The organism is Labrenzia sp. PO1 (assembly GCF_012273635.1).
Lineage (GTDB): Bacteria > Pseudomonadota > Alphaproteobacteria > Rhizobiales > Stappiaceae > Roseibium > Roseibium algicola.
This window is the reverse complement of record NZ_JAAXCR010000001.1, coordinates 129,452-143,085: the sequence shown is the minus strand read 5'-3', so window position 1 is coordinate 143,085 and position 13,634 is coordinate 129,452. Positions and strand designations below refer to the sequence as shown.

The window sequence follows — 13,634 nt, the reverse complement described above, 5'->3', positions numbered from 1 at the left end:
CCTGTTACTCAGGGGAAAACGGGGGGCGCATCACTCCTGAACCGGATTGGTGTAATCGCTTGCGGTGAGGACAATTTCCACCCTTGCAGGCCCGATGACATCTTCCAGCCGGGCGGAGAGAATGTCGCGGAACGTGTCTATGTCTTCGGCGCGAACGGGTTTTTCGGGGTCGAGATAGACGGCCACCCAGTGCATGCGCCCTGCCTGAAGGACAGCTGCCCGATGCAGGCGATAGCCTTTTTCGCGGGCAAGGTCCCGGGCGGTCCGGGCGACCTTGGCATAGGTGCTGCTGGGGGCGCTGACGCCGGCAAGGTCTGCCAGCGTCGTGCGGAAGGTCGAAAGCGGCTGCCAGATGATCGCCAGGATCAACACCAGAACGATGACGGCATCACCGATCGGGACAAATGGTCCGAGAACCGTATCTTCCAGATAGGGCAGCGACAGAAGGGCTGCTCCCGATCCGACGCTGAGCGCGCCGTCGATCAGGGCGGCGCGGGCTTCGGTCTTCAGGATGGCGCTGCGCTTGCCGGTTTTCCGGTAGGCACGGTGAAAGTTGAATGCAAGGCCAAGGCAGATGCTGACGATGACGACTGCGTAGACCGCGATCGGACCAAACACCAGTTCCGGGACAACGCCTCCGGAAAAGAAGGTCCAGATTTTCGAGATGGAGACAAAGGCTGCGAAGACCAGCACGCCAATGAGGATGAGGCTCCGGAAGGTGACATAGAGCACCTCGTCGAAATCGTGTCCCCAGGGTCTGGAGCGTGTTGGTGGCAGGCCAACCCTTGCCCCGATACGAGCGGCCGCAATGGCGGAGATGAAGTTGACCGCCGAATACAGACCGTCCACCAGCATGGCGTCGGACCGGGATACCCAGGCGGTCAGAAGGCCAGCAACGGCCATGAACAGGTTGGCCCATTTGCCGATGACAAGCGCCTTGCGCTCGGTCTCCAGATTTTGGGCCGCGGTTGCCGGCATCGCTTTGTCTAGTTGCCTCTCTTCAGCGAACCGAGCAGGCCCCGAACCAGCGCACGGCCGAGCGAGGAGCCGAGACTTCTGGCTGCGGACTTGAGCCCGGCTTCCAGGGCCGTGTCACGCTGGCCACGGCGGTTGCTGCGCCGTTCCCGGCTTTCCTGACGCGGCCTGTCATCGCGTCCGAAGTCGGGCAGCTGAAAACCGGATCGCGAGCGCCGTGGCTCGCCATGTTTCCTGGCGTAGCTGTCTTCCTTTTCCTGACGCCGCTGTTCCTGTCTCTGCGCTTCCTGCGCGCGCCCCATCAGGACTTCGTAAGCCGACGTCCGGTCGCGGGTGCGCTCATAAGTGCCGAAAACGGGGCTGGACTGGATCAAGGCCCGTCGTTCGGCCTGAGTGACGGGACCCAGCCGCGAACAGGGCGGACGGATCAGCGTGCGCTGAACGACGGACGGAATGCCTTTGCCTTCCAGGGTCGAGACCAGTGCTTCGCCGACACCGAGTTCCGTGATGACCCGTTCGGTGTTGAGATCCGGGTTGGGACGGAACGTTTCCGCAGCGGCCCTGACAGCCTTCTGGTCGCGCGGCGTGAACGCGCGCAGGGCGTGCTGAATGCGGTTGCCGAGCTGGGAAAGCACGGTCTCCGGTACGTCCAGCGGGTTCTGAGTAACAAAATAGACGCCGACACCCTTGGAACGTATCAGCCGGACTACCTGTTCCACCTTCTCGATAAGTGCTTTGGGAGCATCGGAAAACAGAAGATGGGCTTCGTCGAAGAAGAACACCAGCTTCGGCTTTTCCGGATCACCGACTTCGGGCAGTTCCTCAAAGAGTTCAGACAGCATCCAGAGCAGGAAGACGCCATAGAGCCGGGGGGCGGACATGAGCTTGTCCGCAGCGAGGATGTTGACGACGCCCCGGCCGTCCGGTGCGGTGCGGATGAAGTCACGGATGTCGAGGGCCGGTTCTCCGAAGAAGTGTTCTCCGCCCTGGCGCTCCAGCACCAGAAGCCTACGCTGAATGGCCCCGACGGACGCCTTGGAAACGTTGCCGTAGATCGTGGAAAGCTCGGAGGCACGTTCTGCCACGTGGGCAAGCATTGCCCTGAGGTCTTTCAGATCCAGCAGCAGCAGGCCTTCATCGTCGGCCAGCTCGAACAGGACGTTCAGTACACCTTCCTGCGTATCGTTGAGTTCCAGCAGTCGGGCGAGGAGCAGGGGCCCGATCTCGGAAACGGTGGTGCGGATCGGATGGCCTTGCTCGCCGAGCAGGTCCCAGAACACCGCGGGGAACGCTTCGTAGGTGTATTCGTCGGCGATCCCGACATCGCTGGCACGTTTTTCAAGAAAGTCCTTGGAAACACCCGCGGTTGCAAGTCCGGACAGGTCGCCCTTGATATCGGCGCAGAACACGGGAACACCGGCCTTGGAAAAGCCTTCGGCAAGGATCTGGAGTGAAACGGTCTTGCCGGTGCCTGTTGCTCCGGCAATCAAGCCGTGGCGGTTTGCGAGCTTGAGCGTGAGGGTTTCTTCCCTGGTGCTGGCACCGATGAAAATACTGTCTTTTACCGTCACGATTACCCCCGAATCCCTGCATCTTGCCGCAGCCTAGAGCCTTTCGCTGCCAGATTGAAACATTCTGTTGCCGGGCGGCATTGGACGAGCGTGCGGGCTGCATGCGGCATAGTCGAGCAGAAAAGACATTGCCCATCGACGTGGGCACCTCGAGACTTGTATAGAGAAGCCAAACGGGCGCCGGATGACAGGGCGTCAGTCATTTGATCAGGAGATTTTCATGGACGAGCTCATCCAGCGGATCATGGCGGCAGCAGGCATCGAGGAAGATGTCGCCAAGAACGCCATCGGCATCATTCTGGGCTTCTTGAACAAGGAAGGTCCGGAAGACAAGATGCAGCTCATCTTCGACGCTTTGCCTGGAGCGAAGGATCTTGTCGATGCGCGTGCGGAGGCCGGTTCCGGCGGCGGGTTTTTGAGCGGTCTTGGAAGCATGATGGGCGGCGGCATGGGGGCTATGGCGGCGCTCAATGAATTGACAAATGCGGGCCTCGACATGGATGGCGTGCAAAGTGTTGTCAAAGAACTCGTCTCCTATGCTAAGGAAAAAGCAGGGGACGATGTTGTGAATGAAGTGGTTTCACAAATTCCGGGACTGAGCCAGATCGTCTGACTGTCCCAGGTTCGGTTGCCGGTTGATTAGGGAGTTCTGAGCGCATGTCTTATTCCATCGATGAAATCGAAGGTATCGGCCCAACCTATGCTGCAAAGCTGGGTGAAGTCGGCATCAAGACAACGGAAGCTTATCTGGAGCGTGCGAAGGACCCGAAAGGTCGCAAGGCGCTGGAAGAAGAAACCGGCATCGACGGCAAGCGGATCCTGAAATGGGCCAACATGGCGGATCTGATGCGCATCAGCGGCGTTGGTGAGGAATATTCCGAACTCCTGGAAGCTGCCGGCGTCGACACGGTGAAGGAACTGAAGCATCGCAATGCCGCCAACCTTGCGGAGAAGATGCAGGAAGTGAACGAAGCCAAGAAGCTTGTTCGCCAGGTCCCGAGTGAAAGCCAGGTCACCAAATGGGTCGATCAGGCCAAGGAATTGCCGCCGATGATGACCTACTGAGGTCGGCAAGCCGAAAAATGAAATGTCAAAAAAGGCGTGCGGAAAGCGCGCCTTTTCCTTTTGGTGATTGGCATTTTGACGTTGTTGCCCGGCGTGCGTGCCTGGCGTGGTCTCATCTGACCCATGTTGTTTTGCATCCGCGCCAAAACAAAAAAGGCGCACCGAAGTGCGCCTATTGTTAGCCCCTGGAAGCTGTTGGCTGCAGAAGCAGCGTTACACGCTGATCTGGCCGTAACGAAGCGCTTCGACCACGGTGTGGGTCTTGTTGGAAGCGTTCAGCTTGACACTGGCATTCTGCAGGTGAGCGTGGACAGTCCGCTGGGAGATGTCGAGCACGTCTGCAATTTCGCCGGCTGTCTTGCCATAGGCCGTCAGTTCCAGAACCTTGCGCTCACGGGTCGACAATGCGCCCGGTCGCTGTCCGGAAATCACGCCAAGTTCGCGCAGGCGCGAGAAGGCGGCAGCTGCAAGTGCTTCCAGGTTGGAAAGATCGTATTTGTTGACCTGAAGAGCAGGGCCGCTTGCGAACACGAATGCCTGGAAAGGATAGAGTTCCGTCACTGGTATCACGAGAACCTGACTTCCTTCCCCGGCTGACGCCAGAAGGTCGGAATGTTCCATGTCACCGGCGGAGATTGTCCAGACGCGAGCCCGGTTGGAGCCGAGGCCAAGCATCAAGGCGCTGTCATTTGCAGAAAGCGAAGTGCTTTCAATTCCGTCATTGCGTTGATCGGGCCACCGGAACCGTTGAACGAGGTTGTCGATCGGGCGGTTCGGCATCGGCAGGCCGGTAATGAGGATATGCGTCGCCCCCATGCGGCGAAGGTTCGATTCCAAAATATCGAGAACATGATGGGCGGCATTTGCTTCCGAGATTGCTCTCAGCTTGCTCTTCAATTCCGTTTGATCAAGCATTGTGCACATCCTTTGCGGCTTGGGTGGCCGCGTCTTTGCGGATGTCCGTACGCGAGCCGGAACATCCGCTGATGGGTGAAACCCGTTCCCGCCAAACCTATTCAGGTAAGTGTCGGATCCGGACGCCGCGCATTTCTTATGAGGGTAGAATTTCCCATGCGTCAGCACCTATACGCTACAATACAATTGATGATCGTACCAATAGGGAAAACTGGCAAATTTAGCTTATTCCGCCAAAAAATTGACAAGTTGGCGCCTAGAAGAGGCCAAATTGTCTTTCTGAGAAGTGTTTAACGTCTTCGTAAGTGTAAGTCGAAAAACGCAATTTGTAGATAAATTTTTATTTTGCGCGTCTAATTAATTCTACGAGCGAATCGCAAGTCGGAACTGGCTCCCGGTTTCACCTGATTCAACTGTCCGAGACCTTGTGAACTTCAAATCCTTACCCATTCTGCTGAGTTGCCAAGCTTCGGGCCCAGGGACTAAAACGGGGCCAGGGAGTACGTGCGATGCCGAACAGCTTTACTGGACCTGAAAGTTTTTATTCTGCCGACGCGGAGGCCTGGTGGGCTGCCGTCGACAAGGCCCTGAAGGGGAGTGCCCGGCAGAAGCTTTACGGGAAAACCGAAGATGGACTGGATATCGCGCCGCTTTATGAGCGCAGGACAGACAGTCCGGCGCGCGCCCTTCGGGCTGCCGCAGGCGACTGGTCCGTGGTCCAGCGGGTCGACATTCCCGATCCTGCTGCCGCAAACGCACAAATTCTGGAAGATCTGCAGGGTGGCGCGAGCGGCCTTGACCTGGTTTTCCGCGGTGCTGCTGCATCATACGGCAATGGCATCCGGGTAGACGATCTATCCGGTGTCGACCGCCTCCTGAAAGACGTCGAACTGGATCTGATAGACCTGCGCTTTGAGGCGGGACGGGAAAATGTCGAGATTTTCGCCTCCATTCTGGCATTGCTCGAAAAGCGCAAGATCGATCCGGCAAGCGTTCGCCTGACGGCGGGGATCGATCCCTATGGCTGGGTGGCAGTCAATGGTGTTGCACTTGCCGACATGGAAAACGCCTACAGGCATTTCCGCGATCTTGTGGTCGCAGCGCATGATTTTGGCAGCCCGGCACGGGTAATGAAGGCCGATGGCCGCATATGGCACGAAGCGGGGGCAACGCCTGCGCAGGAGCTTGCGCTTGTTCTGGCTTCCGCCACAGCTCACATGCGCTTGCTGGAAGGCACGAGACTGGCGCCCGAACAATGGGCTGACAGAATTTCGTTCAGCCTGATCGCGGAAGCCGACCAGATAGGAACCATTGCCAAGGCCCGCGCGATCCGCTCGCTCTGGGCGTCGGTACTGGACGGTGCAGGACTGCCGCAAGCGGCCCTGCCGTTGCATATGTCGACTTCCTACAGAATGCTGACTCGCCGGGATCCCTGGGTCAATCTTCTGCGCAACACGGTGGCAACCTTTGCAGCCGGTGTCGGTGGTGCAGACAGTGTCTGTGTCCTGCCGCATACGCTGGCTGTCGGTTTGCCCGACGGCTTTGCCCGCAGGCTGGCGCGCAATACGCAGTCTATCCTTCTGGAAGAAAGCAACCTTGCGAAGGTGACCGATCCGGCCGCCGGCTCTGGCGCCATTGAAGACCGGACGGATACAGTTTGCGAGGCTGCCTGGAGCCTCTTCCAGGAAATCGAGGCGGCCGGTGGCCTGTTCGAGGCGGTGCGCACGGGCCTCGTGCATGATCGTATCGGGGCTGCCAGGGCCGGTCTTGCCAAGAACATCGCCACAAGAAAGCGTCCGATCACCGGCGTAAGCGAGTTCCCGGACCTTGCTGAAAAGCCTGTTGCGGGGCTGAAGTCGAGCAAGGAAGATCTCGCAGGCGTGAGCGCACCGCGTGAGGACCTGCCGGAACCGGGAGACGGCGAGCGCTTTGCGACCCTGCGCAAGCTTGCCCTTCAGGGAGTGCCCCTGAGCGAGCTGGGCATGCGGCTTGACCTTCTGCCGCGCGACTATTCCCTTCCGAAGCTGGAAACGGCCCGGATAGCGGAGCCCTTCGAGCAGCTTCGTAGCAGGTCAGAAGCCTTCGAGCAGGCCGCGTCGACAACGCCAGCGGTATTCCTGGCGTCTCTCGGCAGTCTGGCCCAGTTCTCGGCGAGAGCCACCTGGACGGCAAACGCCTTTGCGGCGGGCGGGTTGAAACCCGTCGGACCGGCTGTCTATGGTTCTCTTGAAGATCTCATTGAGGCCTTCCGGCAAAGCGGGGCGATGCTCGCCTGTCTCGTGTCCACGGACGATGTTTACGAGGCGCAGGCGGAAGAGGCAGCTCAAGCCCTGAAAACGGCAGGGGTGGATTACCTCTACCTTGCAGGGCGCCCTGGAGGCCGGGAAGATGCCTATCGCAAAGCCGGTGTGGACGCTTTTGTCTTTGCCGGATGCGATCTGCTTGCACTGTTGAAGGATGCATTTGACCGGCTGGAGACCCAACAAGGGGGCCAGCCGAAAGATCTGGAGGTCCAATCATGAGCAGGATCCCGAATTTCGCTGACAAGCCGTTCCGGAAAATCGTGAAGGCTGCGGACGCCGGCTCGCAGGAGAGCTGGCAAACGCCGGAAGACATCGTTGTGCCGCCTGTTTATGGGGCGCAGGATCTTGAGGGACTGAAACATCTGGATACCTGGCCGGGCCTGCCGCCGTTTCTGCGCGGTCCTTACCCGACGATGTATGTCCAGCAGCCCTGGACAGTGCGCCAGTATGCCGGGTTCTCAACGGCCGAAGATTCAAACGCCTTTTACCGGCGTAACCTTGCGGCCGGTCAGAAGGGCCTTTCGGTGGCCTTCGACCTTGCCACGCACCGCGGCTACGACAGCGATCATCCGCGTGTTTCGGGTGATGTCGGCATGGCAGGGGTGGCGATCGATTCCATCTATGACATGCGTACGCTCTTTTCCGGCATTCCGCTGGACAAGATGAGCGTCTCCATGACCATGAACGGCGCAGTGCTGCCGGTGCTGGCGCTTTACATCGTGGCGGCGGAAGAGCAGGGCGTTGCCCAGAAGGACCTTTCAGGCACCATTCAGAACGATATTCTGAAGGAGTTCATGGTCCGCAACACCTATATCTATCCGCCCAAGCACTCCATGCGGATCATCTCGGACATCTTCAAATACACGTCCCAGAACATGCCGCGCTTCAATTCGATCTCCATTTCCGGCTACCACATGCAGGAAGCGGGGGCGACGGCGGATTTGGAGCTGGCCTATACGATTGCCGACGGCATCGAATATGCCCGCGCCGGTGTCGCCGCCGGCATGGACATCGACCAGTTCGCACCGCGGCTGTCCTTCTTCTGGGCGATCGGCATGAACTTCTTCATGGAAGTTGCCAAGCTGCGTGCCGCGCGCCTGATCTGGGCGACCCTGATGGAAGAAAACTTCCAGCCGAAAAACCCGAAATCCCTGTCGCTGCGCACCCATTCGCAGACCTCTGGCTGGTCGCTGACGGCACAGGACGTCTTCAACAACGTCATTAGAACCTGTGTGGAAGCCATGGCGGCAACGCAGGGGCATACGCAGTCGCTGCACACGAATGCGCTGGACGAGGCGCTGGCTCTGCCGACCGATTTCTCAGCACGTATCGCCCGCAACACGCAGCTGTTTCTGCAGCAGGAAAGCGGCACGACGCAGGTGATCGATCCCTGGGGCGGTTCCTATTACGTCGAGAAGCTGACGGCAGACCTTGCCGAGAAGGCCATGGCGCACATCCGCGAAGTGGAAGAGCTTGGCGGCATGGCGAAGGCTATCGAGAAGGGCATTCCGAAGCTGCGGATCGAGGAAGCAGCCGCCAAGACACAGGCGCGCATCGACAGCGGTGCGCAAACCGTGGTCGGCGTCAACAAGTTCAAGCCGGAAAGCGAACAGGCGATCGACGTTCTGAAGGTCGACAACGCCCAGGTGCGCGCCGCCCAGATCGACAAGCTCAAGCGCCTGCGTGAAGAGCGCAACGAGGCCGAGACCCAGGCCGCCCTGGAAGCGTTGACCGAATGTGCCGCATCCGGTGACGGCAATCTGCTGGACCTTTCGGTCAAGGCCGCACGGGCCAAGGCAACCGTGGGTGAAATCTCTCTGGCAATGGAGAAGGTGTTCGACCGGCACAAGGCCGAGATCAAGTCGATTGCCGGTGTCTACAAACGGGAGGCCGGAGCCATGTCCGGAACCATCGAGAAAGTCCAGAAGCTGGTGGAAGCCTTTGAAGACAACGATGGCCGTCGACCGCGTATCCTGGTCGCCAAGATGGGGCAGGACGGACACGACCGCGGTCAGAAGGTGATTGCTTCGGCGTTCGCCGATCTCGGTTTCGACGTTGATATCGGGCCCTTGTTCCAGACCCCGGAAGAAGCTGCTCGCCAGGCGGTCGAAAACGATGTTCACGTGGTCGGCGTGTCATCGCTGGCGGCGGGCCATCTGACACTGGTGCCGGCTCTGAGGCGGGCACTGGCGGAAGAAGGCCGGGAAGACATCATGATCGTCGTTGGCGGTGTCGTGCCTCCACAGGATTATGACGAACTCTACAAGTCCGGGGCAGCGGCGATCTTCCCACCGGGAACCGTGATTGCGGAAGCGGCCATCGGTTTGATCGGCAAACTCAACGAGCAATTGGGATATGGCTCCGCTGAAGCAGCTGAATAAGGCCCGTGTCGGCAGTCGTCAGGTATCCTGGAACTTGCTCACCGGGACCGGTGGTTCCAGGTACATGCCGAAGAGGTAAGGACCCATGCGCCAACGGATTTCCGTAAAGACCCGGGTCAGTTCCTTGTCGTCATCGATCAGCACCCGATCCGGCACCGGCAGGTCCGGGTCCTGAACGACGATGCCGATGTCGCCGTTCTCAAGGTCGTAAAGCGTGCATTCGCTCAGGTGCGTGCTGTCCAGATTGAGCAGCTTGCCTGATCGCAGCCGCGCTCTTGTTGCAGGCACCGGCCTGCCTTCAAGGGGGGAATTTGATCGCGTCATGGCTAGAGACCGCTCGCTCCGTCGGACCTGTTGAAATTACGGAGGATGTTCTAGGCAGCGTAGCTTGCGCAGGACTGGAAGGTGTTTCGGGTCCGATGACCTTCCGACCGACACCACCCAGGGCGTGCCGTGTCGCAGGGACTGTTTCCAATTCACGCGGGCTGACATGCTGAAGGACACCATCAAGACCTGGGCAAAGCGCATCAAGCGAGATCTCCATGCCCTTTATCTGGCTGGAAGGGATCCGAGGGTTCCCTGGTATGCGAAGGCCCTGGCCATCGCAACCGCAGCCTATGCTCTGTCACCCATTGACCTGATTCCGGATTTCATTCCGGTGATCGGATATCTCGACGATCTGCTTCTCGTGCCGCTCGGCATCTACCTGGTGGTGAAGCTCATTCCACCGCAGGTGATGGAGGACTGCCGGGTGGAAGCTGACAGGAGATCGGAAAAGCTGCCTGCCAGCAAAATGGCGGCAATCCTGGTTCTACTGATCTGGATCGGTGCGGCGTTGGCTGCACTTTTGTGGTTCTGGCGGCGTGTTTCTGTCTAATCTTCCGGAGTTTTTTCGGGCTCGTAAATCAGAATGTCGCCGGGTTGGCAGTCGAGCACGTCGCAGATCTTTTCCAGGGTCTCGAAACGGACACCCTTCACTTTTCCGGACTTGAGCAGCGAAACATTCTGCTCGGTGATGCCAATGCGTTCGGCAAGCTCCTTGGACCGCATCTTCCTGCGGGCGAGCATTACGTCCAGTTCAATGATGATGGGCATGAAGGGACCCCCGGCGCTGTCGCTTGCTTATTTTTCGATTTTCTTCTGCGAGCTGGACGGCCTTACGCAAGAGAGAGATGAGCAAGGCATGAGTGTCCCGAGAATCATGCCTGATATTTCACTGCCATCAGCCACGGCGTCAACAATCCTTTGTTCTTGTGAAAGCTTCCGGCGCGCAAACGCGACTGGCCGTGGATGACCGGGAGCCTTGTTGCTTGCAAAGGCTGAGAGAAGGTGCGGGGGCTGAAGACATCTGCCCACCTCGGTGCCACCGTGCATGAGGCCGAGTTGCCGGGGGCAGGCAACGCCATTGATGTTCAGCATTCGCAACGCTCCATGGTCCACCTCAAATGAACTGCTGGTTCTCGTCTGCAATCAGGGCAGCCTCGCGAAGGATCCAGCCGAACAGCAGCATCAAGGCACCAAGGACGAGAAAGAAGATCTCGCCACCGTCCAGACTGATGTCGACGGTGCGCTGGCCCGGGGGAAAGTCATAGGTCAGGAGGACCGAGCCGATCGGATCGCTGATCAGGTCGAAGACCGCGAACACGATAAGCCAGATGCCGAAGGAAAACACGTTTGCAAGCGTCTTCGGCGAGAAGAACTCCATCTTCTGAAACCGCTTGAAGACCTGACGGATGTTCCAGCCCACCGCCAGCAGCAGACTGAAGGCAATGGCTGCCAGTATGGATATTCCGATGCGCTGCACCTGCGGAATGTCACCCAGCATGCGTTCGGTATCGGCGACATCAAATGTTTCTTGCGCACCGATCATCAACTCGTTCGGCAGGGCGATACCGATCGTGACGACCACGCCCAGACCCAGCAGGATCAACAGGATGATGGTGACGGCCCATTTCATGAACGCGGATACACGCCGGATCCGCGTCAGCCGCTTCTCCCGTTCCGCCCATTCAAGTTCGCTCATCGGTTACTCCGCATCGTGTCATTGCGGCATCGTATCTAGTTCATCTGTCGGGAAAACACAAATTCAAAAACATTGCTATTGACAAAAAAATTATTGCAATCAATTTTTAAATTATCGTTTTACATTAATTTTTTGAATTTGTGAGGCGATGAGATTGTCATACATGAAGTGAGATCACTGATGGTAAGTTCCTTTGCCAATTATGTTTTTCGTGCGCCGCCGGCCATCGGGCGCGGTCGCTCCAGGCAACGCCCCGGTGTGATCAGGCGTGTTCTGCGGAGCCACTGGCTGTTGGAGCCGCTGGTTCTGTGCGCCGTTCTTGGTGTGCTTGTCGTTGGGGCGAGTGCTGCCGATCTGGAGACTTTTGACGCTCCTGTCTATTCGCAAGCGCCGCAGTCGCTCTGGGCTGGGCCTTATCTCGGCTTTGAAGCAGGTGTTTCGCAGACCGTGACAGACGTCAAATCAGGCGGTCGATCGAAGGATTTTTCACGGGTCGACGCAGCGTTCGGTCTTTTCGGCGGCTACAACTGGGAAGTCTCCCGCTTCGTCCTGGGTGTCGAAGGCGGTGCGGCCTATCTCGGCGGCCGTGAAAAAGGCAACCATCCAACGCTGGGCACCATCGAGACAGGATCCAAGTGGACGATCAATGCCAAGGCCCGGGTCGGCGTGCCGATCAACAACGTCATGCCTTATCTCAGCCTCGGTATTGCTGCGACAGAACACAGCCTCAAGGCGAACGGGACGGAGAGAAACTCCGTTTCGATTGGTCCGGTGATCGGCGGGGGTGTCGAGGTTGCGGTAACGGATGCGTGGCATCTCAGGGCCGACTACTCGATGACCGGGATCCTGGACGAGAAGGCCGGATATGGCGGTGCGAAGGTAGATCGGACGGCCGGTAACCATCGGCTCATGATCGGGCTCTCCCGTTCGTTCTGATCTGTCTCCTGACAAGCCAACCCTGTCGGGCACATTTGTCCGGCAGCGTGGAACGGCTGCGCTTTTCCCACTGAGCGCAGCCGTTTCCCTTTGTCTTTGTGGGCTCTGCTAGCCGTAGACCAGGTTCGGCAACCAGGTGATCAGTCCGGGGAACAGCATGCACAATGCCAGTCCAAGCACCTGCAGCGCCAGGAAGGGCAGGGCAGACTTGAAGATGTCTGTCATCGGAATGTCCGCCGGAGCGACGCCTCGCAGGTAGAAGAGTGCGTAACCGAACGGTGGTGACAGGAAGCTCATCTGCATGTTCACCAGATAGAGAACACCGAACCACAGCACCAGATCGTCCGGGCTGTCGAGCCCGAAGGAGGCCGCTCCGAGCGCCTTGATGATCGGCACGAAGATCGGCACGCACAGGAGCAGGATGCCGACCCAGTCCAGGAACATGCCCAGGACGACAAGCACGATCTGCATGATGATCAGAATGCCCCAGGGGCCGAGGCCGGTGGCTTCCAGCGCGCCTTGCACGAACTGCTGACCGCCTTCCAGTACATAAAGACCAACGAAGATGGTCGCGCCGAACATGATCCAGATCACCATGGCCGAAGCCTTCAAGGTGGTCAGCGAGGCTTCGCGCAGTGTCTGCCAATCGAGATTGCGGTGGATGGCGGCCACGACTATGGCGCCGAAGGTGCCGATGCCGGCTGCTTCCACCGGAGTTGCGACGCCGGTGAAGATCACGCCCAGCACGATCACGATCAGCGCGATCGGAGCGGACATGTTCGACAGCAGCCGGACCTTTTCCTTGAACGGAATACGTTCTTCCTCCGGGATCGGCGGGCCTTTTCTGGGGTCGATCATGCAGCTGACGATCACATAAAGGATGTAGAGCCCGGACAGCAGCAGGCCGGGAATGACCGCGCCGATGAAGAGCTCACCAACGGACTGTTCGGCCACGACGGCGTAGATGATTGCCAGGATCGACGGCGGGATCAGGATGCCAAGCGTTCCGCCGGCCATGATCGAGCCCATGGCGATCTTCGGATCGTAGTTTCGCTTCAGCATGGCGGGCAGGGCGATGATGCCCATCGTGACAACCGCCGCCCCGATGACACCCACCATGGCCGCCAGTACGGTGGAGGCGATGATGGTGGCAGCCGCCAGGCCGCCCTTCACGCCGCCAAGCACCTTGTAGATGACATCGAACATGTCGTTGATGATGCCGGCCCGTTCCAGCATCGATGCCATGAATATGAACAGCGGGATTGCCGATAGCTGGTAGTTGGTCATCAGCGGAAAGATGCGCGACGGCACGATGTTGAGCGCCCGCTCGTCACCCAGGACGAACAGGAACACACAGGCGAGCCCTCCCGTAACGAAGGCCAGCGGCAGCCCTGCCATCAAGAGGACCAGCAGCGAGCCGAACATGATGAGTGTCAGCCACTCGATTCCGATTTCAAGTCCCATC

Annotated in this window: 13 protein-coding genes; 6 read left to right on the top strand and 7 right to left on the bottom strand. The window is 58.9% G+C overall.

Annotated elements, in window-relative coordinates:
• Nucleotides 1-30: 30 nt before the first annotated feature.
• Nucleotides 31-978: a cation transporter gene (locus HCG46_RS00720; protein ID WP_168684078.1), complete on the bottom strand. Its 948-nt coding sequence runs from the start codon at nt 976-978 to the stop codon at nt 31-33.
• A gap of 8 nt (nt 979-986) precedes the next feature.
• Entirely contained in the window at nt 987-2,546 is a 1,560-nt protein-coding gene (locus tag HCG46_RS00715) for a helicase HerA-like domain-containing protein (protein ID WP_023000966.1), read from the bottom strand.
• 220 nt (nt 2,547-2,766) lie between these two features.
• On the opposite strand from HCG46_RS00715, the gene HCG46_RS00710 reads away from it, so the two are divergent.
• Nucleotides 2,767-3,159, top strand: a complete 393-nt coding sequence (locus HCG46_RS00710; RefSeq protein ID WP_055656631.1) for a DUF2780 domain-containing protein — start codon at nt 2,767-2,769, stop codon at nt 3,157-3,159.
• Nucleotides 3,160-3,203: 44 nt separating this feature from the next.
• Nucleotides 3,204-3,611, top strand: coding sequence for a DUF4332 domain-containing protein (locus HCG46_RS00705; protein ID WP_023000968.1), 408 nt, complete (start codon nt 3,204-3,206; stop codon nt 3,609-3,611).
• 213 nt (nt 3,612-3,824) lie between these two features.
• Here HCG46_RS00705 and HCG46_RS28485 read toward each other — a convergent pair whose 3' ends face one another.
• Nucleotides 3,825-4,526 carry a helix-turn-helix domain-containing protein gene (locus HCG46_RS28485; protein WP_006939443.1) on the bottom strand — a complete coding sequence of 234 codons (702 nt, stop codon included), beginning with the start codon at nt 4,524-4,526 and terminating at the stop codon, nt 3,825-3,827.
• A gap of 509 nt (nt 4,527-5,035) precedes the next feature.
• Between HCG46_RS28485 and HCG46_RS00695 the strand changes: the two genes are divergently transcribed.
• Together HCG46_RS00695 and scpA are read left to right on the top strand one after the other, a co-directional pair.
• The gene (locus tag HCG46_RS00695) at nt 5,036-7,048 is read left to right on the top strand and encodes a methylmalonyl-CoA mutase subunit beta (protein ID WP_168684076.1); all 2,013 of its coding nucleotides are present in this window, start codon (nt 5,036-5,038) and stop codon (nt 7,046-7,048) included.
• Nucleotides 7,045-9,210: a methylmalonyl-CoA mutase gene (scpA, locus tag HCG46_RS00690; protein ID WP_075282405.1), complete on the top strand. Its 2,166-nt coding sequence runs from the start codon at nt 7,045-7,047 to the stop codon at nt 9,208-9,210. Before HCG46_RS00695 ends, scpA begins: the two co-directional genes overlap by 4 nt.
• 18 nt (nt 9,211-9,228) lie before the next feature.
• On the opposite strand, the gene HCG46_RS00685 is transcribed toward scpA, so the two are convergent.
• Nucleotides 9,229-9,498 (bottom strand): hypothetical protein, encoded by a 270-nt coding sequence (locus tag HCG46_RS00685; protein ID WP_077292599.1) that lies wholly within the window; start codon nt 9,496-9,498, stop codon nt 9,229-9,231.
• 202 nt (nt 9,499-9,700) lie between these two features.
• On the opposite strand from HCG46_RS00685, the gene HCG46_RS00680 reads away from it, so the two are divergent.
• The gene (locus HCG46_RS00680) at nt 9,701-10,087 is read left to right on the top strand and encodes a YkvA family protein (protein WP_055654947.1); all 387 of its coding nucleotides are present in this window, start codon (nt 9,701-9,703) and stop codon (nt 10,085-10,087) included.
• Here the strand turns inward: HCG46_RS00680 and HCG46_RS00675 are convergent.
• Nucleotides 10,084-10,305: a helix-turn-helix transcriptional regulator gene (locus HCG46_RS00675; protein WP_023000973.1), complete on the bottom strand. Its 222-nt coding sequence runs from the start codon at nt 10,303-10,305 to the stop codon at nt 10,084-10,086. The two genes, HCG46_RS00680 and HCG46_RS00675, sit on opposite strands and share 4 nt — an antisense overlap.
• Before the next feature lie 346 nt (nt 10,306-10,651).
• Nucleotides 10,652-11,233 carry a hypothetical protein gene (locus HCG46_RS00670; protein ID WP_023000974.1) on the bottom strand — a complete coding sequence of 194 codons (582 nt, stop codon included), beginning with the start codon at nt 11,231-11,233 and terminating at the stop codon, nt 10,652-10,654.
• 180 nt (nt 11,234-11,413) lie between these two features.
• Between HCG46_RS00670 and HCG46_RS00665 the strand changes: the two genes are divergently transcribed.
• On the top strand, nt 11,414-12,169 hold the full coding sequence (locus HCG46_RS00665) for an outer membrane beta-barrel protein (protein WP_168684074.1): 756 nt from the start codon (nt 11,414-11,416) through the stop codon (nt 12,167-12,169).
• Nucleotides 12,170-12,277: 108 nt separating this feature from the next.
• Here HCG46_RS00665 and HCG46_RS00660 read toward each other — a convergent pair whose 3' ends face one another.
• Complete coding sequence (locus tag HCG46_RS00660) at nt 12,278-13,633, bottom strand: TRAP transporter large permease subunit (RefSeq protein ID WP_023000976.1); 1,356 nt, start codon at nt 13,631-13,633, stop codon at nt 12,278-12,280.
• Nucleotide 13,634: the final 1 nt, after the last annotated feature.

Excerpts from the sequence above, each read along its gene's own strand:
- HCG46_RS00720 (WP_168684078.1), bottom strand. The coding sequence starts at position 978 with ATGCCGGCAACCGCGGCCCAAAATCTGGAGACCGAGCGCAAGGCGCTT.
- HCG46_RS00710 (WP_055656631.1), top strand. The coding sequence starts at position 2,767 with ATGGACGAGCTCATCCAGCGGATCATGGCGGCAGCAGGCATCGAGGAA.
- HCG46_RS00705 (WP_023000968.1), top strand. The coding sequence starts at position 3,204 with ATGTCTTATTCCATCGATGAAATCGAAGGTATCGGCCCAACCTATGCT.
- HCG46_RS28485 (WP_006939443.1), bottom strand. The coding sequence starts at position 4,526 with ATGCTTGATCAAACGGAATTGAAGAGCAAGCTGAGAGCAATCTCGGAA.
- HCG46_RS00695 (WP_168684076.1), top strand. The coding sequence starts at position 5,036 with ATGCCGAACAGCTTTACTGGACCTGAAAGTTTTTATTCTGCCGACGCG.
- scpA (WP_075282405.1), top strand. The coding sequence starts at position 7,045 with ATGAGCAGGATCCCGAATTTCGCTGACAAGCCGTTCCGGAAAATCGTG.
- HCG46_RS00680 (WP_055654947.1), top strand. The coding sequence starts at position 9,701 with ATGCTGAAGGACACCATCAAGACCTGGGCAAAGCGCATCAAGCGAGAT.
- HCG46_RS00675 (WP_023000973.1), bottom strand. The coding sequence starts at position 10,305 with ATGCCCATCATCATTGAACTGGACGTAATGCTCGCCCGCAGGAAGATG.
- HCG46_RS00670 (WP_023000974.1), bottom strand. The coding sequence starts at position 11,233 with ATGAGCGAACTTGAATGGGCGGAACGGGAGAAGCGGCTGACGCGGATC.
- HCG46_RS00665 (WP_168684074.1), top strand. The coding sequence starts at position 11,414 with ATGGTAAGTTCCTTTGCCAATTATGTTTTTCGTGCGCCGCCGGCCATC.
- HCG46_RS00660 (WP_023000976.1), bottom strand. The coding sequence starts at position 13,633 with ATGGGACTTGAAATCGGAATCGAGTGGCTGACACTCATCATGTTCGGC.